15 protein-coding genes are annotated in these 18,151 nt (G+C 67.4%); 10 read left to right on the top strand and 5 right to left on the bottom strand.

Features of this window, described 5'->3' with window-relative positions; genetic code table 11:
• Positions 1–15 precede the first annotated feature (15 nt).
• The 5 genes from J2S75_RS02770 (at position 16) to J2S75_RS02750 (ending at position 4,750) form a co-directional block, all read left to right on the top strand.
• Positions 16–1,419 (top strand): pyruvate dehydrogenase complex dihydrolipoamide acetyltransferase, encoded by a 1,404-nt coding sequence (locus J2S75_RS02770; protein ID WP_307017972.1) that lies wholly within the window; start codon positions 16–18, stop codon positions 1,417–1,419.
• Positions 1,420–1,428: 9 nt separating this feature from the next.
• Positions 1,429–2,847 carry a dihydrolipoyl dehydrogenase gene (gene lpdA / locus J2S75_RS02765; protein ID WP_307017970.1) on the top strand — a complete coding sequence of 473 codons (1,419 nt, stop codon included), beginning with the start codon at positions 1,429–1,431 and terminating at the stop codon, positions 2,845–2,847.
• Between the two features lie 86 nt (positions 2,848–2,933).
• Positions 2,934–3,182: a GlsB/YeaQ/YmgE family stress response membrane protein gene (locus J2S75_RS02760; protein ID WP_244376450.1), complete on the top strand. Its 249-nt coding sequence runs from the start codon at positions 2,934–2,936 to the stop codon at positions 3,180–3,182.
• A gap of 101 nt (positions 3,183–3,283) precedes the next feature.
• Positions 3,284–4,279 (top strand): lipoyl synthase, encoded by a 996-nt coding sequence (gene lipA, locus J2S75_RS02755; protein WP_307017967.1) that lies wholly within the window; start codon positions 3,284–3,286, stop codon positions 4,277–4,279.
• A 3-nt stretch (positions 4,280–4,282) separates the two neighbouring features.
• Entirely contained in the window at positions 4,283–4,750 is a 468-nt protein-coding gene (locus J2S75_RS02750) for a type II toxin-antitoxin system RatA family toxin (RefSeq protein ID WP_307017965.1), read from the top strand.
• A gap of 27 nt (positions 4,751–4,777) precedes the next feature.
• On the opposite strand, the gene J2S75_RS02745 is transcribed toward J2S75_RS02750, so the two are convergent.
• The 5 genes from J2S75_RS02745 to J2S75_RS02725 form a co-directional block, all read right to left on the bottom strand.
• Complete coding sequence (locus J2S75_RS02745) at positions 4,778–5,884, bottom strand: glycosyltransferase (RefSeq protein WP_307017963.1); 1,107 nt, start codon at positions 5,882–5,884, stop codon at positions 4,778–4,780.
• Positions 5,885–6,058: 174 nt separating this feature from the next.
• Entirely contained in the window at positions 6,059–7,348 is a 1,290-nt protein-coding gene (locus tag J2S75_RS02740; protein WP_307017961.1) for a glycosyltransferase family protein, read from the bottom strand.
• Positions 7,349–7,504: 156 nt separating this feature from the next.
• Complete coding sequence (locus tag J2S75_RS02735; RefSeq protein WP_307017959.1) at positions 7,505–8,743, bottom strand: glycosyltransferase; 1,239 nt, start codon at positions 8,741–8,743, stop codon at positions 7,505–7,507.
• A gap of 75 nt (positions 8,744–8,818) precedes the next feature.
• Positions 8,819–9,340 (bottom strand): CinA family protein, encoded by a 522-nt coding sequence (locus J2S75_RS02730; protein WP_307017957.1) that lies wholly within the window; start codon positions 9,338–9,340, stop codon positions 8,819–8,821.
• 11 nt (positions 9,341–9,351) lie between these two features.
• Positions 9,352–10,518 carry a bifunctional 2-C-methyl-D-erythritol 4-phosphate cytidylyltransferase/2-C-methyl-D-erythritol 2,4-cyclodiphosphate synthase gene (locus tag J2S75_RS02725; protein WP_307017955.1) on the bottom strand — a complete coding sequence of 389 codons (1,167 nt, stop codon included), beginning with the start codon at positions 10,516–10,518 and terminating at the stop codon, positions 9,352–9,354.
• A 198-nt stretch (positions 10,519–10,716) separates the two neighbouring features.
• On the opposite strand from J2S75_RS02725, the gene dusB reads away from it, so the two are divergent.
• The 5 genes from dusB to ntrX all read left to right on the top strand — a co-directional run bounded on the left by dusB (position 10,717) and on the right by ntrX (position 18,097).
• Positions 10,717–11,748 (top strand): tRNA dihydrouridine synthase DusB, encoded by a 1,032-nt coding sequence (gene dusB, locus J2S75_RS02720; RefSeq protein ID WP_307017953.1) that lies wholly within the window; start codon positions 10,717–10,719, stop codon positions 11,746–11,748.
• Positions 11,745–12,875, top strand: coding sequence for a two-component system sensor histidine kinase NtrB (locus J2S75_RS02715; RefSeq protein ID WP_307017951.1), 1,131 nt, complete (start codon positions 11,745–11,747; stop codon positions 12,873–12,875). The genes dusB and J2S75_RS02715 overlap by 4 nt, the downstream gene beginning before the upstream one ends.
• Before the next feature lie 8 nt (positions 12,876–12,883).
• Positions 12,884–14,329, top strand: a complete 1,446-nt coding sequence (gene ntrC / locus J2S75_RS02710; RefSeq protein WP_244376460.1) for a nitrogen regulation protein NR(I) — start codon at positions 12,884–12,886, stop codon at positions 14,327–14,329.
• A 118-nt stretch (positions 14,330–14,447) separates the two neighbouring features.
• Positions 14,448–16,715 (top strand): sensor histidine kinase NtrY-like, encoded by a 2,268-nt coding sequence (locus J2S75_RS02705; RefSeq protein ID WP_307017948.1) that lies wholly within the window; start codon positions 14,448–14,450, stop codon positions 16,713–16,715.
• A 14-nt stretch (positions 16,716–16,729) separates the two neighbouring features.
• Positions 16,730–18,097 carry a nitrogen assimilation response regulator NtrX gene (gene ntrX, locus J2S75_RS02700; RefSeq protein WP_307017947.1) on the top strand — a complete coding sequence of 456 codons (1,368 nt, stop codon included), beginning with the start codon at positions 16,730–16,732 and terminating at the stop codon, positions 18,095–18,097.
• Positions 18,098–18,151: the final 54 nt, after the last annotated feature.

Below are 18,151 nucleotides of genomic sequence, written 5' to 3'. Positions count from 1 at the left end.
GGTCGGAGAAGCGCCATGTCGATCGAAATCCTGATGCCGGCCCTGTCTCCCACCATGGAGAAGGGCAACCTCGCGAAATGGCTGAAGAAAGAGGGTGACAAGGTCGCCCCCGGCGATGTCATCGCCGAAATCGAGACCGACAAGGCCACGATGGAAGTCGAGGCCATCGACGAGGGCACGCTGGCAAAGATCGTGGTGCCCGAAGGCACCGCCGATGTGCCGGTGAACCAGCTCATCGCCGTGCTCGCCACCGAGGGTGAGGATGTGAAGGCGGTGGCCGCTGGCGGCGGCGCGGCCCCGGCCAAGGCGCCGGCGGAAGCGGCCAAGACTGAGGCTCCCAAGACTGAGGCTCCCAAGGCTGAGCCGCCGAAGGTTGAAGCTGCCGCTCCGGCCCCCGCCGCTCCGTCGGCTTCCGCCCCCGCGGCGGTTCCGGCTCCCGCCGCGTCCGGCGAGCGTGTGTTCGCCTCGCCGCTGGCGCGCCGCCTCGCCAAGGAGAAGGGCGTCGACCTCGCCTCGGTGAAGGGCTCCGGCCCGCATGGACGCGTCGTTGCCGCCGATGTCGAGGCCGCTCCCGCCGGTGGCGCCGCCAAGGCGCCCGCGACGGCGGCAGCCGCTCCCGCTCCCGCGGCAGCCGCCCCCGCTCCGGCCGCTGCGCCGGCGCCGGTGTCGAACAGCGCGCTGCTGGAGCAGGTGAAGACCTTCTACGAGGCCGGCACCTATGAGGAAGTGCCGCTCGACGCCATGCGCCGTGTCATTGCCCAGCGCATGACCGAGGCGCGGCAGACCGTGCCGACCTTCTACCTCACCGTCGATTGCGACGTGGACGCGCTGTTGAAGCTGCGCGAGGAGCTGAACAAGGCGGCGCCGGAAAGGGACGGCAAGCCGGCCTACAAGCTCTCGGTGAACGACTTCGTCATCAAGGCCTATGCGCTCGCCTTCCAGCAGGTGCCGGATGCCAACATGGTCTGGGGTGGCGACCGCTACCTCAAGCTCAAGCATTCCGACATCGGCGTCGCGGTGGCGATCGACGGCGGCAAGGGCCTGCTGACCCCGATCATCCGCAAGGCGGAGACCAAGACGCTGTCGGCGATTTCCAACGAGACCCGCGACTTCGCCGCCCGTGCCCGCAACAAGAAGCTGATGCCGCATGAATATCAGGGCGGCTCCTCGGCGATCTCGAACTTGGGCATGTTCGGCATCAAGGACTTCACCGCCATCATCAACCCGCCGCACGCCACCATTCTCGCGGTGGGTGCCAGCGAGCAGCGGGCGGTGGTGAAGAAGGGTGAGCTGGCGGTGGCCACGGTCATGACCGTCACCATTTCCTGCGACCACCGGGTGATGGACGGCGCCATGGGCGCGCAGCTGATCGGCGCCTTCAAGGCGATCATTGAAAAGCCCATGTCGATGCTGGTCTGAGGAACGATCATGGCGAACAGTTACGACGTTCTCTTCATCGGCTCCGGCCCCGGCGGCTATGTCGGCGCCATCCGCGCCGCCCAGCTCGGCCTCAAGGTCGGCGTCATCGAGCGCACCCATATTGGCGGCATCTGCCCGAACTGGGGCTGCATCCCCGCCAAGGCGCTGCTGCGCTCGGCGGAGATCTTCCACTATATCGAGCACGCCAAGGATTACGGCCTCGTCGCCGAGAAGTTCGGCGTCGACATATCCGGCGTGGTCAAGCGCTCGCGCGGCATCGCGGCGCAGATGAGCAATGGCGTCGGCTTCCTCCTGAAGAAGAACAAGGTCGACGTGATCTGGGGGCAGGCGAGCCTCACCGCGCCCGGCAAGGTGACGGTGGCGGCCGTGGCCGAGCCGGCGCCGAAGGGCGCGCTCCCCGCGGGCGAGTACACCGCCAAGAACATTGTCATCGCCACCGGCGCCCGCCCGCGGGCCCTGCCGGGCATCGAGCCGGATAAGAAGCTGATCTGGACCTATTTCGAGGCGCTGGCCCCGGCGAGCGTGCCGAAATCGCTGCTGATCATGGGCTCCGGTGCCATCGGCGTCGAATTCGCCACCTTCTACAAGACGATGGGCTCGGACGTGACCATCGTCGAGCTGCTGCCGCAGATCCTCCCCGTCGAAGATGCCGAGATCGCCGAGCACGCGCGCAAGCGCTTCGAGAAGCAGGGCATCAAGATTCTCACCGGCGCCAAGGTCTCCAAGGTGGTGAAGGGCGCGGACAACGTCACCGCCACCATCGAGACCGCCGACGGCAAGGTTGAGACCCTCACCGCCGAGCGGCTGATCTCCGCCGTCGGCGTGGTCGGCAATATCGAGAATCTCGGCCTTGAGACGCTCGGCGTGAAGACCGACCGCGGCTGCGTGGTGGTCGACGGCCTGTGCCGCACCAATGTGCCCGGCGTCTGGGCGATCGGCGATGTCGCCGGCCCGCCCATGCTGGCGCACAAGGCCGAGCATGAGGGCGTGATCGCCGCCGAGGCCATTGCCGGCAAGCATGCCCATGCCATGGACAAGCTGATGATTCCCGGCTGCACCTATTGCATGCCGCAGATCGCTTCCGTCGGTCTCACCGAGAAAAAGGCGAAGGAAGCCGGCTACGAGATCAAGGTCGGCCGTTTCCCCTTCATCGGCAATGGCAAGGCGGTGGCGCTGGGCGAGCCGGACGGGCTGGTGAAGACCATTTTCGACGCCAAGACCGGCCGCCTGCTCGGCGCGCATCTCGTCGGCGCCGAGGTCACCGAACTCATCCAGGGCTTCGTGCTGGCGATGAATCTGGAAACCACCGAGGAAGAGCTGATCAACGCGGTCTTCCCGCACCCGACGGTTTCTGAAACGATGCATGAAAGCGTGCTCAGCGCCTATGGGCGGGCGATCCACGTCTGAGGTGAAGGGCGGCCGCGTGCCGCCCTTGTTCTCGGCCGCGCGGAACGCCACATGCATGCGCAACAAGGGCCTGATGGGGGCGTGGAATGACGGGCGTGGGGTTCTTTGCGACGATCATCATCGGCATTCTCGCCGGCTGGATCGCCGAGCGGACGATGGGGCGCAGCCACGGGCTGCTGACCAATCTCATCGTCGGCATCATCGGGTCGTTTCTCGGTGCCGTGCTGTTCTCGGCGCTGAACATCAATGTCGCGGCCGGTTGGATCGGGAGCTTGATCGTCTCGACCGTCGGCGCCATCGTGCTGCTGTTCCTGCTCGGCCTGTTCCGCCGCTGACGCAGGGGCGTCGTGCAGCGGCGCCGGTCGACGCCGCTGCGGCCCTGAACTAGGAAGGACCATGAAGGCCGCTTTGGCCTTGCGGTCCGGGAAAGCCGTCAATGGTCGTCGTTCTCAACACTCTGAACCGCGCGCTGGAAAAGCCCCGCCATCCCGAGAAGGCGAAGCGGGCGGAAACGCCGGTGCTGAAGAAGCCGGACTGGATCCGCGTCCGCGCCCCCGGCACGCCCGGTTGGCAGGAGACGGCGGATATCGTCCGCGCCAACGGCCTCGTCACCGTGTGCGAGGAGGCGAGCTGCCCGAATATCGGCGAGTGCTGGCAGAAGAAGCACGCCACCTTCATGATCATGGGCGACACCTGCACCCGCGCCTGTGCCTTCTGCAATGTCCGCACCGGCATGCCCGGCCCGCTCGACCGCGACGAGCCGCAGAAGGTGGCGGACGCGGTGGCCCGGCTGGGGCTGGAACATGTCGTCGTCACCTCGGTCGACCGCGACGATCTCGCCGATGGCGGCGCCGAGCATTTCGCCCGCACCATCCGCGCCATCCGCGCCACCAGCCCGAAGACCACCATCGAAATTCTCACCCCCGATTTCCTGCGCAAGGAGGGGGCGCTGGACGTGGTGGTCGAGGCGCGGCCGGACGTGTTCAACCACAATCTCGAATGCGTGCCCTCGCTCTATCTCAAGGTGCGGCCGGGCGCCCGCTATTTCCATTCGCTGCGTTTACTGCAGCGGGTGAAGGAACTCGATCCTTCCATCTTCACCAAGTCGGGCATCATGGTGGGGCTCGGCGAGGTGCGGCACGAGGTGCTGCAGCTGATGGACGATCTGCGCTCCGCCGATATCGACTTCATGACCATCGGCCAGTATCTGCAGCCGACCCGCAAGCACCACCCTGTCATGGCTTTCGTGACGCCGGAGGACTTCAAGTCCTACGAGACGGTGGCCTATGCCAAGGGCTTCCTCATGGTGTCGTCGAGCCCGTTGACGCGCTCCTCCCACCATGCGGGCGAGGACTTCGCCCGGCTGCGCGCGGCGCGGGCCGGCAAGGCGGCGGTGGGGGCGGGGGCGGCAGCCGCGCCGGGCCCCGCCTGACTCATGCCGTCCTTCACCAATAAGCGGCGCGTGCGCCACTCCGCCACCGACATGTTCGACCTGGTGGCGGATGTGGAGCGCTACCCGGAATTCGTGCCGCTGTGCGAGAGCCTGCATGTGCGCCGCCGTGTGGCGAGCGGGGAGGGGGTGGACATCCTCGTCGCCGACATGACCGTGGCCTACAAGATGTTTCGCGAGAGCTTCGCCAGCCGGGTGACGCTGGACCGTCCGCGCCTGTCCATCGTGGTGGAATATCTCGACGGACCGTTCAGCCGGCTGGAGAACCGCTGGACCTTCCGCCCGGAGAGCGAGTCGGCGAGCGAGGTTGAATTCTATATCGCCTATGAATTCCGCTCGCGCACGCTCGGCCTTTTGATGGGCGCGATGTTCGACGCCGCCTTCCGCCGCTTCGCCGAAGCCTTCGAGCAACGCGCCGACCAGGTGTATGGCCGGCGGGAGGTGGTTGGGTAGGGGGCGGCCCCGTCTCAGGAGGCTCGGTCAGCGGCCGATGCGCTGGGCTTCGGCCCGACGCTGCCGCCAGGCATCCATCAGGTCTTCCGCATAGGGGCGCAAGCGTTCCTTGAGGCTCGGGCGGTAGGTCACCTCGAGATTCTCAACTAGTGAGATGAAGTGTTGGACCGAGCTGTCCAATGCTGAATTGGACCAGCGCTCAGCCGACGCGCGCGCTGCCGCACTCAGCGCCTCGAGCCGCTCCGCATCATTCAGGATGGCCGATGCGACGGACAGAATCTCATGGTCGGGAGCCAGGACGATACCGGGAATGGGCGGGAGATTGCGGAATGTCGATTGCCGCGCCACCACCGGCACCCCAACTGCCAGCGACTCGGCGAAAGCGCGCGGGAAGCCTTCGAAGGTGCAAGGGTGGACCATGAGCCGGGACTGCCGAATCGCGGCATAAACCTCTGCCGCCCCGACGTTTCCAAGAAATGCAGGTCGATTTAGGGTAGTTTTCGCCTGCCGCTCGACGTTGTTGCGCTCTGGCCCGTCGCCGACAAAGCAAAGACGCCACGTGTCGGCGAGCGGCAGGAGGTCGATCTGACGCTTGATCGGAATGAAAGACCCGACATTAACGACGTCGTAGGGCTTGCTGCGCGGGTCGCCAAGGTGCGCGAGGTCCCAACGGATGAGCTTCGGGAATAAAATCGTGTGCTCTAGCCGCAGATAAGCGGATCGTACGGAGGCGATCTGCCCTTCGTACTCTTCGAGTACGATATGAATTCTGGAATCGTGACGCCGATGTGTAATCTTCCCTCCGACAATCGAGGCAATGATGACTCTTGTACCTGCCGCTCTGATGATAGAATGGACGGCTCGGTAATCGGCCCCCTTGACGATAAGAACATCCGGCTCATCTCTCCGGATCTGTTCCAACAGAGCTGACGAACAGGCCGCATGCGGGTCCGGGTCGTCCGCGGCATCGTTCGTGAACAGGCGGATGAAGGCGCTGTCCTTCCCATGAGTTGCGGCAATTCGATAGGCAAGCGCATCATGCCCGCTGGCGCAAAGCGCTTCGATCAGAAGTCCTTCCCGAACTTCGGGGCCAAAATCGTCGGCAGGGTGGCCAAGGACCAGCCTTATCTTCATTCCGGTTCCCTTGCCTATGGATGGCCCGCCCTTCGCGTTCAGGCGAACTCTTTCCCCGATGTAGCGGCCTTCTACCAACGGACTCCATCGTCAGGAGCCTCTGCTCCGCTGACCCGTTTCCGCGGAGCCCGGGTTAGGCGCATCCACGCCATCCGCGCGGCAACCAGCTTGCGGTCACGCCCCCTCGCGCCCCAGGCGCGCTTCCAGTTTGCGCCAGCCCCTGTCATTCGCAGCGATGTAGCTCTTCGAACCTACCCTGTCCATGAAGCCCCGGGGGCCCAGCGTATGGTCATCCCTGATTTCGCGTAACACAAGACCGCTCTCGTAGAGGATACGCGCCACGTCCCCCAAAGTGGCACCGCCTGCCTCTACTTGGGAGGGGGCGAGGTCGAGCATGAGATAGGACCGCGGCGCCGCCGCAAGCGCGACGCAAAGGCGCTTCAGCCCGTCAGAACCCAACGGCTCGAGGTCCACCCTGAGCAGGGTCACCGCCCGCTCGTCGAGCGCGGAAAGGATGGTCTCAAGGGGGCATCCGCCGCCCAGTGTGAGGAGCTGGCCTTGGCTGCCGACAGCAGCGGCAACCTGGCGCGTGAAGGCGTCATTGCGCGCTCCGGCGTCGACGACGACGTCGCCTGATGTGAGCAGGTGCCGGATCAACGAGGCTGTCGGGGTCTGCCGTTCCCGTAGCCGTGCGCTCCGGGAGGGCGTCCCGGCCGAAACGGATACGGGCACGCCGCTGGCGTGTCCTAGGGCGTTGAGCCGGTTTTTCACCTTCCGCTGCAGGCGCCGACAGGCACTCCCTGCCCACTCACCCAGCGGCAGGCGAGAAAGCGCGCCAGCCGGGGGCGGGAGCGGCATACAGCCATCCATCGCTCCGCCTTGGGCCCGCATCGGTCCGGTATAATGAATGATGAAATCGCCGGAGGTCGCGGGCGGCACGATCTTATTCCAGCGGTCATCGAGAATGAACGCCTTGGAACGGAACGGTTCGTCTTTGAGAAAATGGATGAAGTGACCGTTCTCGCCATGAGCGGTAACGCGGTCTTCTTCCGGCAGCTCCTTGTGCCGGTTGGCGAGGCACCGTTCCAAGAAGGCCGGAGCCGTGGAACTGGCGCCGCCGCGGAACACGACGACGCCTGAATTCGGCCGGCCAGACCACCCATTGGCGATGAAGATGTCGTAGCCCCGCTCCCGCTCCAGCAGATCGGTGAAGCGCGGGGCATCGGCGCGGATACAGGCATCGCAATCAAGCAGGAAAACGTCGTGCCCCCGCGCCAGGAGAGTCAGGCATGCCGTCACTTTCGCCCAGTGCGGAGGCAGCGCGGGATAGGCATTCGTCGTCATCAACTGGTGGTCGTAGCCGTGGCGGGCGGCGTAGCGCTGCTGGCTTTCGACGCAGTGCAGCCAGAGATACTGAAAGCCGTCGGTGGCAATGGTGACCAGAGTGGGTCGAGGCGTTGACATGGCGTGCTGCGGACGATTCTTCGGAGCACTATGAATACAGGGTGGAGCCCGCGCGGCGAAGGCGCGCCGGCATGCCCTGTCGGATTCGTGCCCGGCTTCGCGGTTCTCACGGCATTTCCTTCCCGGGACGGGGGACGCCTTGTCGCGTCCCGGGCGTCACGTCCGCCGGGCGCGGGCCGCCCCATCGCCGAGCAGTTCTTCCAGCCCCACGCGTTGGCGCTCGTTCCAGTCCGCCGCCGCAACGCGTGCCTGCTCGCCGGCGCGCGCGCAGCGTGCCGGGTCCAGCGTCAGCGCCGTGAGCGCTTCGGCATAGGCGGCCCAGTCGCCGTCCGGCAGGATGCGGAGCGCTTCGCCGGCCAGCGCGCCGAGCCCGCGCGCGCCGGTCTCCGTGGCAATCACCGGCACGCCAGCGGCCAGCGATTCAAGCGCCTTTACCGAAATGCCGGAGCCGCTCAGAACCGGGTTGAGCGAGACGGGAGCACGTGCGAACACGTCGCCCAACTGCTCGAAGCGGCCGATTTTGTCCATCTGCGGATGGTCCGGTACCTCGCCGCAAATGCCGCCGGCGAGGATCAGGCGGAAAGCGGGGTCGCGGCGCAGCACCTCCGGCAGGCCCCTTTGCAGAAACAGGCCCAGGGCGTGGGTGTTGGCGCTGTTCGACGAGGCGACGAAGGCGGCACGGTGCGGCGGGCCGCGGTCAGTGCGCGGCTCGATGTCGGGCAGGAAATGGCTCACCACCCGCACGAGAGGCGGGGAGGGCTGCCCTTGCAGCATCCGGGTGAAGGCCTGCGCCTCGTCGTCCTGGATGGCGAGCACGCCGTCCGCGCGCATTAGTCCCCGCCGTTCCGCCTTGGGGCGCAGCGAAATCCAATAAGCGTCGCCAAGGCCGTTGGCGGCATAGCCGACATGTCGGTTGGAAAACTGGTCATGCGTGTCGATCAGCGTCCGCACGGACCCGGGCAGGCCGACCAGAACCGCGGAATGGAACACATACTCAACCAGACAGACATCGCAGCCCCGCGCGACGATGATCGCCTGCGCGGCCCTGACCGTCTCGGGCGAAATATGCGAATCGAGCGGGCGCCAGTGGCGCCAGGGCGTGTCGATGCCCACGGCTTTCGACAGGCGCGACACCGCCCGTACCGGAAACACCTTCAGCCATTTGGCGAGGCGCGCCGGCCTGGAAAGACGGGTTAGGTCGTAGTAGTTCCCGCGGCCGACCAGCGCCTCGTGGCGGGCGACGCTTTCGGCGGCATCATAGGGGCCGCTGGGAATCTGGATGAAGAGCACTTCATGGCCGAGGCCCTGCAGCGCCTGAATAAGGCCGAGCACCCGCGCCCGATTGCCGGCCGTCGTCGGATAGACCGGGATATGCGAGACAATCGCCAGCCGCATCGGTGCCTTTGTCTTGTTACCTCAATGCGGGGCGCGTCCCTTGCCCGGCATTGAACGCCTTGAGGGAAACACCACTCAGTCCTGCGTGCCGGCGAGTTCCGCCAGCATGGCGAGCGCGGTGATGGTTGCGAGGCGCCGCACGCCGGCCCGGTCCTGTCCGGCAAAGACCTCGCGTCGGGCGATCACCTGGCCTTCACGCGTGCCGGCGGCGAAATGCACGAGGCCTACCGGCTTGGCGTCCGAGCCGCCGCCGGGGCCGGCAATGCCGGTGACGGAGACGCCGAGCGAGGTGCCGGCGATCCGCAGCAGGCCGCTGACCATTTCGCGCGCGGTCTCTTCGCTCACCGCGCCATGGGCCTCCAGTGTCGCGGCGGAAACGCCGAGCATCTCCCGCTTGGCGGCGTTGGAATAGGTGACGACGCCGCGGTCCACCACGTCGGAGGAGCCGGCGATCGCGGTGAGGGCGGCAGCGACGAGGCCGCCGGTGCAGGATTCGGCGGTGGCGACGGTGAGCCCGCGCGCCCGGCACAGATCCAGCACGCGCGTCGCCTCTCGTGCGATGGCGTCCTGCGCCGCGTCTGTCGGGGTGCTGTGCATCCGCGCTCCTCTCAGTCGATCCAGGGCAGGCGCACCGTCGCGGCGGCCAGCGCGGCGATGCCTTCGCGCCGCCCGGTGAAGCCCAGCCGCTCGCTGGTCGTCGCTTTCACGCTGACGCGCGCCACGGGAATGTCAACGATGGCGGCGATGCGCGCACGCATCGCCTCGCGGTGCGGCCCGATCTTCGGCGCCTCGCAGATCACCGTAGCGTCGAGATGGGCGATGCGCCCGCCGGCCGCGCGCACGAGCGAGGCGGCATGGGCGAGAAACCGGTCGGAGGCCGCGCCCTTCCATTGCGGGTCGGAAGGCGGGAAATGATGGCCGATATCCCCGCTGCCGATGGTGCCGAGCAGCGCATCGGTGAGGGCATGCAGCACCACATCGGCGTCGGAGTGGCCGGCGAGAGCGAAATCGTGGGGAATGCGCACGCCACCCAGCATCACATGGTCGCCGGGCCCGAAGGCATGCACGTCGAAGCCGGTCGCGGTGCGGACATCGGCGAGTTCGGCCAGCAGATGGCGTTCGGCGGTCACGAAATCCTCCCGCGTGGTGAGCTTGAAATTGGCGGGATCTCCGGGGAAGGCGGCGACGCGGTGGCCGGCGGCCTCGGCCACGGCCGCGTCGTCGGTCAGGTCGTCCGCCCCCGCCTGCGCGCGATGCGCGGCGCGGATAAGCGCGTAGCGGAACGCCTGCGGAGTCTGGACGCCGCGCACGGCACTCCGATCCGGGCCGGTCGCCAGGAAGCCGTCCTCGGCAAGCGCTTTCAGCGTGTCGACCACCGGCAGGGCCGGCACGGCGGCGCCCTCCGCAGCGGCGGTGGCGATCGCCTGCGCCACCAGCCGGGGCGAGACGAAAGGCCGCGCCGCATCGTGGATCAGCACGAGGTCGGGCGGGTCCTGCGCCAGCGCGTCGAGCCCGGCGCGCACCGAGGCCTGCCGCGTCGCGCCGCCCGCCACCGGCGGCAGCACGCCGTCGAGGCCCGCGAGGGCGCTGGCGCACAACGCGGCATGTTCGGGCGAAATCACCGGCAGGACATGGCGGATGCCGGGCTGGCCGAGAAAGGCCATCAGCGTGTGGCGCAGCACCGGCACACGGCCGAGCTGTCGGTACTGCTTGGGCCGCCCCTCGCCCGCCCGCACGCCGTTGCCTGCCGCCACCACGATCACGTCCGTCCGCATCGCCTCGGTTTCCGCCCCTTTGCTGACTGCCGCCGCAGCAGCCCAGACTTGCCCTGCCGGCTCGTTTAGCGCAAAAGCGGCGTCTCTTTGCAAAAGATTTGGCTTACGCCCTTCGCATGGGTTGATGACGCGCTCAGCATGGCTATTATCTAGGCACCGCTGGTCGGGCTTATTTAATGTGCATCGAGTGATCGCCGCTTGACCCCTTATTCTTCTCCCCTCGGCAATCTCCACATCGGGCGCGTCGCGCTGCCGGGGGCGGTGGTGCTCGCGCCGATGGCCGGCATCACCGATGCGCCGATGCGGCGCATGGCCTTGCGCTACGGCGCCTCGCTCGCCGTTTCCGAAATGGTCGCCGCCGGCGCCTTCGAAACCGGGCATGAGGAGACCGTGCTGCGGGCGGAAGGGGCAGGAGTGGCGGTGCACGCCGTTCAGTTGGCCGGCAATGAGCCCGAATCGCTGGCCCGCGCGGCCCGCCTCGCCGAAGCCGCCGGCGCCGCGCTCATCGACATCAATATGGGCTGCCCGGCCAAGCGCGTCACCACCGGGCTCGCCGGCTCGGCGCTGCTGCGCGACCTCGATCTCGCGACCCGGCTCATCGCCGCCGTGGTCGAGGCGGTGGACGTGCCGGTGACGCTGAAGACCCGCCTCGGCTGGGACGACGCGGCGACGGTCGCTCCGGAACTCGCCCGCCGTGCGGAAGCGCTCGGCGTCAAGATGATCACCATTCACGGGCGCACGCGCTGCCAGTTCTACACCGGCCGCGCCGACTGGGCGGCGATCCGCGCGGTCAAGGACGCCGTCTCGATCCCGGTGCTCGCCAATGGCGATCTCGTGGCGGCGGAGGACGCGACGGCCATGCTCGCCGCCTCCGGTGCCGATGGGGTGATGATCGGCCGCGGCGCACAGGGGCGCCCCTGGTTTCCCGGCCAGGTCGCTGCCTTTTTGCGCAGCGGTCTTGTCCCGGAGGACCCGCCGCTCGCCGAACAGCGTGACGTGCTGGTCGAGCTTTACGAGGGCTGGCTCGCCCATTATGGGCGCGAACTCGGCATGCGCTGCGCACGCAAGCATATCGGCTGGTCGCTCGCCGCGGCGGTCGCGAGCGCCGGCCGTCCGCCGGACGTGGCGGCCGGCTGGCGACAGCGCCTTCTCACCCTCGAGGATCCGGCGCGTGTCGTCACCGGACTCCGCGACGCCTATGACGACATTGGATGGAGAGAAGCTGCATGAGTTCGGTTTCCTCGCAACGGCCTGGCCCGCGCGCGGGCAGCGCGACCGCGGAAGCCGTCGTGAATGCGCTCCCGCATCCGGTGATCACGGTGGCGGAAGACAACCGGCTGGTGGACGCCAATGTGGCGGCTGAAGCCTTTTTCGAGGCGTCGCTGGCCGTGCTGGTGCGGCACAGGCTGCAGGAATTCGTGCCCTTCGGCAGCCCGATCCTGTCGCTGGTCGAGCAGGTGCGCACGCGCGGCGCGGCCGTGAACGAGTATCGGGTCGATCTCGGCACCCCGCGCAATGGCGGCGAGCGCATCGTCGACATTCATGTCGCGCCCCTGTCCGAGGTGACGGGCCATGTCGTCATCATGCTGCAGGAGCGCACCATCGCCGACAAGATGGACCGGCAGCTCACCCATCGCGGCGCCGCCCGCTCGGTGACGGCGCTGGCCTCCATGCTGGCGCATGAGATCAAGAACCCGCTCTCGGGCATTCGCGGCGCGGCTCAGCTGCTGGAACTCTCGGCCAGTGACGACGACCGCTCGCTGACCCGGCTGATCACCGACGAGGCCGACCGCATCGTCAAGCTGGTCGACCGCATGGAGGTGTTCTCCGACGAGCGGCCGATTGAGCGCGAGCCGGTCAACATCCACGCGGTGCTGGAGCATGTGCGCACGCTGGCGACCACCGGCTTTGCCCGCCACATCCGCTTCGTCGAGGAATACGACCCCTCGCTGCCCCCGGTTTTGGCCAATCGCGACCAGCTGATTCAGGTGTTCCTCAATCTTGTGAAGAACGCCGCCGAAGCTATTGGCGATTCGCCCGATGGTGAGATCCAGCTCACCACCGCCTTCCGCCCCGGCGTGCGTCTCATGATGCCCGGCGCCCCGGCGCGGGTGAGCCTGCCGCTGGAATTCTGCGTGCGTGACAACGGTCCCGGCGTGCCGGAAGACCTGATGCCGCATCTGTTCGATCCCTTCGTCACCACCAAGCCGACCGGCACCGGGCTGGGCCTCGCGCTGGTGGCGAAGATCGTCGGCGACCATGGCGGCATCATCGAATGCGACAGCCAGCCCCGCCGCACCACCTTCCGTGTCCTCATGCCCATGTACCGCGCCAGCCGCGGTGACGAGAAGAGTTGAGAACCGCCATGCCGACGGGAAGTATCCTGGTTGCCGATGACGACGCTGCCATCCGCACCGTGCTCAATCAGGCGCTGTCGCGGGCGGGCTATGAGGTGCGCTCCTGCGGCAACGCGGCGACGCTCTGGCGCTGGGTCAGCCAGGGCGACGGCGACCTCGTCATCACCGATGTGGTGATGCCGGACGAGAACGCTTTCGACCTTCTGCCGCGCATCAAGAAGGTGCGCCCCGATCTGCCGGTCATCGTCATGAGCGCGCAGAACACCTTCATGACGGCGATCCGCGCCTCGGAGAAGGGCGCCTATGAATATCTGCCCAAGCCCTTCGACCTGAAGGAGCTGATCTCCATCGTCGGCCGCGCCCTGTCCGAGCCGAAGAAGCCGGAGAACGCTCTGAAGGGGCTGGGCGAGGACGCCGACAATATCCCGCTCGTCGGCCGCTCGCCGGCGATGCAGGACATTTACCGCGTGCTGGCGCGGCTGATGCAGACCGACCTCACCGTGATGATCGCCGGCGAGAGCGGCACCGGCAAGGAGCTGGTCGCCCGCGCGCTGCATGATTACGGCAAGCGGCGCAACGGGCCGTTCGTCGCCATCAACATGGCGGCCATTCCGCGCGACCTCATCGAGTCCGAGCTGTTCGGCCATGAGAAGGGGGCGTTCACCGGCGCCAATGCGCGCTCGGCCGGCCGCTTCGAGCAGGCGGAGGGCGGCACGCTGTTCCTCGACGAGATCGGCGACATGCCGATGGAGGCGCAGACAAGGCTGCTGCGCGTGCTGCAGCAGGGCGAGTACACCACAGTGGGGGGCCGCACCGCGATCAAGACCGATGTGCGCATCGTCGCCGCCACGAACAAGGACCTGCGCATCCTCATTCAGCAGGGCCTGTTCCGCGAGGATTTGTTCTTCCGCCTCAATGTCGTGCCGCTGCGTCTGCCGCCGCTGCGCGAACGCGCGGAGGACGTGCCGGACCTCGCCCGCCACTTCTTCCTGCAGGCCGAGCGCGAGGGGCTGCCGCGCAAGCAGATCGACGCCGCGGCGCTCGACCGGCTCAAGCGCTACCGCTGGCCGGGCAATGTGCGCGAGCTGGAGAACCTGATCCGCCGCCTCGCCGCGCTCTATCCGCAGGAAGTCATCACCGGCTCGATCATCGAGGCGGAGCTCTCGACCCCGGTGGCGCCGCCGACGCCGGAGGAGAACGGCCAGGACGAGACGCTGTCCGCCTCGGTGGAACGGCACCTCAATGCCTATTTCGGCGGCTTCGGCGAGAATCTGCCCCCGCCCGGCCTCTATCACCGCATCCTCAAGGATGTGGAATATCCGCTGCTCTCCGCCGCGCTGGCCGCGACGCGCGGCAACCAGATCAAGGCGGCGGAACTGCTGGGGCTGAACCGCAACACACTGCGCAAGAAGATCCGGGATCTGGACATCCAGATAATCCGCACCAGTCGGTGAGCGCCTGACGCCCTCGCGAATAAAGGCGGGGGCGGCTCATCATTGTCACATTTTTGCACCAGTGTCGTATCACTGCATCAGTCGGGCGGGCTGATTCCCGCCGCCAACAGGGTGATGGATGAGCGACACCTCGACCGGCGCAACAGACCGGCACGAAGCACTCGACCTGGGCGGGATGGGATTCCGCTTCTCGCTCTGGGGGCTGGCGCCGCTGGCGGTGCTGCTGGCGCTGCTCATCGCGCTGGCGAGCTTCATCATCCTCATCGGCATCACCCCGCTGGTGCCCTCGCAGGACGTGATCATCGTCGTCCTGTGCCTCAACGGCGTCATGTCGCTGGTGCTGCTCAGCATCATCGGCCGTGAGGTGTGGCGCATCGTCAAGGCCCGCCAGCGCGGGCGGGCGGCGGCGCGGCTGCATGTGCGCGTGGTCGGGCTGTTCGGCGTGGTGGCGGTGGTGCCGGCGCTGCTCGTCGCCATCCTCGCCAGCATCACCCTCGACAAGGGGCTCGACCGCTGGTTCTCGGTCCGCACCCGCGCCATCGTCGACAATGCGGTTTCGGTGGCCCAGACCTATGTGCGTGAGCACGCCTATTCGATCCGCGGCGACGTGCTCGGCATGGCGCGCGATCTCCAGCGCATCCGCCCGCTGTGGGACCAGGACCGCAGCCGCTTCCGCCAGGCACTGACCGCGCAGGCGGTGGTGCGCGGCCTGCCCGCCGCGATGATCATCGACAAGGACCTGCAGGTCATCGACCGTGCCACCATCCGTGTCGGCCGCGAATTCGTCGTGCCGGCCAATCTGGCGCTGAAGGACGCAACCGACGAGCAGCCGCTGATCTATTTGCCGGGCGATGCCGATTATGTCGGCGCGGTGATCCCGCTGAAGGATTTCGGCGACCTCTATCTCTATGTCGCCCGCGCCGTCGATCCGAGGGTGATCGAATATCTCAAGGAGACGCAGGCCGCCGTCGTCGACTATCGCAATCTCGAACAGCAGCGCGTTGGCGTGCAGGTGGCGTTCGCGGTGCTGTATGCGGTGATTTCGCTCACCGTGCTACTCTGCGCGGTGTGGCTCGGCATCAATTTCGCCAACCGCCTGGTGGCGCCGATCCGCCGCCTGATCGGTGCCGCCGATCTCGTCGCCGCCGGCAATCTGTTCGTCGAGGTGCCGGTGCGCCGCACCGAGGGCGATCTGTCGAGCCTTGCCGAGACCTTCAACAAGATGACGCAGGAGCTGCGCACCCAGCGCGACGACATCGTTCAGGCCCGCGACCAGATCGACACCCGCCGGCGCTTCACCGAGGCGGTGCTCTCCGGCGTCGGCGCCGGCGTCATCGGCCTCGATCCGCAGGGGCGCATTTCCATCATCAACCGCCCGGCGGAAAAGCTGCTCGGCGTTGTGGAGGCGGATGTACTGGGCACCGAACTCGGCGCGGTCGTGCCGGAAGTGGCGCCGCTGCTCACCCAGGCGATGGAGCCGGGCGAGCGCAGCGTGCAGGCCAATACGACGCTGACCCGCAATGGCCGCGACCGTGTGATCGCCGTGCGTGTCACCACCGAGCAGTCGCGCGAGGCCGAACATGGCTGGGTGGTCACGCTCGACGACATCACCGAGCTGGTGGTGGCGCAGCGCAGTTCCGCCTGGGCCGATGTCGCCCGGCGCATCGCCCACGAGATCAAGAACCCGCTCACCCCGATCCAGCTTTCCGCCGAGCGGCTGCGCCGACGCTACGGCAAGGTTATCGGCGAGGACCGCGAAGTGTTCGACCAGTGCACGGAAACCATCATCCGTCAGGTCGGCGACATCGGCCGCATGGTGGACGAGTTCTCCTCCTTCGCGCGCATGCCCAAGCCCGTCGCCGAAGCGCAGGACATTGGCGAGACGGCGCGGCAGGTGGTGTTCCTCATGCGGGTCGGCAATCCCGACATCGTCATCGACCTTGAACTGCCGGAGCAGCCGGTGGTCGCCCGTTTCGACCGCCGCCTCGTCTCGCAGGCGCTGACCAACATCATCAAGAACGCCACCGAGGCGCTGGCGGCGGTGCCGGCAGAGGAGCGCACCGAGCCGGCGCGCATCCAGGTGAAGGTGCGTGCCACCGAGCGGATGGTGGACATCGACGTTATCGACAATGGCAGGGGCCTGCCGACCGAAAACCGGGCGCGGCTGCTGGAACCCTATGTGACCACGCGCGAGAAGGGCACCGGGCTCGGCCTCGCGATCGTCGGAAAGATCATGGAAGAGCACGGCGGCGGCATCGAGCTTGACGATGCGCCCGAAGGGCGGGGCGCCTGGATTCGCCTGCACTTCGCGCGCGACGGCGGCCCCACCGCCGCCAATGACGGAAAAGGCACCGGCGGAGCCCCCACTCCCCGTGTGGTCGGCTGAAGGAGAACTGACGAATGGCGACGGACATCCTGATCGTCGATGACGAAGCCGATATTCGCGGTCTGGTCGCGGGCATTCTGGAGGATGAGGGCTATGGCGCCCGCACCGCCAAGGACAGCGACGAGGCGCTGGCCGCCATCGAGGCGCGCCGTCCGCATCTGGTCTTCCTCGACATCTGGCTGGAACGCTCGAAGCTCGATGGGCTGCAACTGCTGGAGCGCATCAAGAAGAACCACCCGGAGGTGCCTGTCGTGATGATTTCCGGCCATGGCACCATCGAAACGGCGGTGGCGGCGATCAAGCAGGGCGCCTACGACTTCATCGAGAAGCCGTTCAATTCCGATCGCCTCATTCTCGTCGCCGACCGGGCGCTGGAGACGCTGCGGCTCAAGCGCGAAGTGCGCGACCTGAAGCAGCGCACGGCGGTGACGCAGGCGCTGGTGGGCAAGTCCTCGGTGATGAACCAGCTGCGCCAGGGCATCGAGCGCGTGGCGCCGACCAATAGCCGCATCATGATCGTCGGCCCTTCCGGCTCCGGCAAAGAGCTGACCGCCCGCATGATTCACGCCGCCTCGCAGCGGGCGAACGGGCCGTTCGTGGTCATCAACGCCGCCGCCATCACCCCGGAGCGGATGGAAGTCGAGCTGTTCGGCGTCGAGCTTGGGGAAGGGCAGGGCCGTCAGGTCGGCGCGCTGGAAGAGGCGCATGGCGGCACGCTGTTCATCGATGAAATCGCCGACATGCCGCGCGAGACCCAGAACCGCATTCTGCGCGTGCTGGTGGACCAGAATTTCCTGCGCGTCGGCGGCAATACCCGCGTTTCGGTGGATGTGCGCATCATCTCCTCCACCGCCCGCAATCTGGAAAAGGAAATCGCCGAAGGGCGCTTCCGCGAGGATCTCTATCACCGGCTCGGCGTGGTGCCGGTGCGGGTGCCGCCGCTGGCGGAGCGGCGCGAAGACGTGCCGGAACTGGTCGAGTTCTTCCTCGACCAGATTTCGCAGTCCACCGGCCTGCCGCGCCGGCGCGTCGCCGACGATGCGCTCGCCGTGCTGCAGTCGCATGACTGGCCGGGCAATGTCCGCCAGCTGCGCAACAATATCGAACGCCTGCTCATCCTCGCCTCCGGCGAGGCGGATGCGCCCGTGACCGCCGACATGCTGCCGCCGGATGTCGGCGCGCTGGTGCCGAGTCTGCCGAGCGGCACGGGCGGGGAACATCTCATGGGCCTGCCGCTGCGCGACGCGCGCGAAGTGTTCGAGCGCGAATATCTGGTGGCGCAGATCAGCCGCTTCGGCGGCAACATCTCCCGCACGGCGGAGTTCGTCGGCATGGAGCGCTCGGCGCTGCACCGCAAGCTCAAGGCGCTGGGCATCGGCTGAGCGCCTTCAGCCGCCGCTCCGGCAAAGGAAGATGTGCGGGCCGGACGCTGCGGC

The sequence above is a fragment of the Ancylobacter polymorphus genome, from assembly GCF_030813495.1.
Taxonomy (GTDB): Bacteria; Pseudomonadota; Alphaproteobacteria; order Rhizobiales; family Xanthobacteraceae; genus Ancylobacter; species Ancylobacter polymorphus.
Note: the sequence above shows the minus strand (reverse complement) of the source record. Positions and strands in the feature narration are given on the sequence as shown.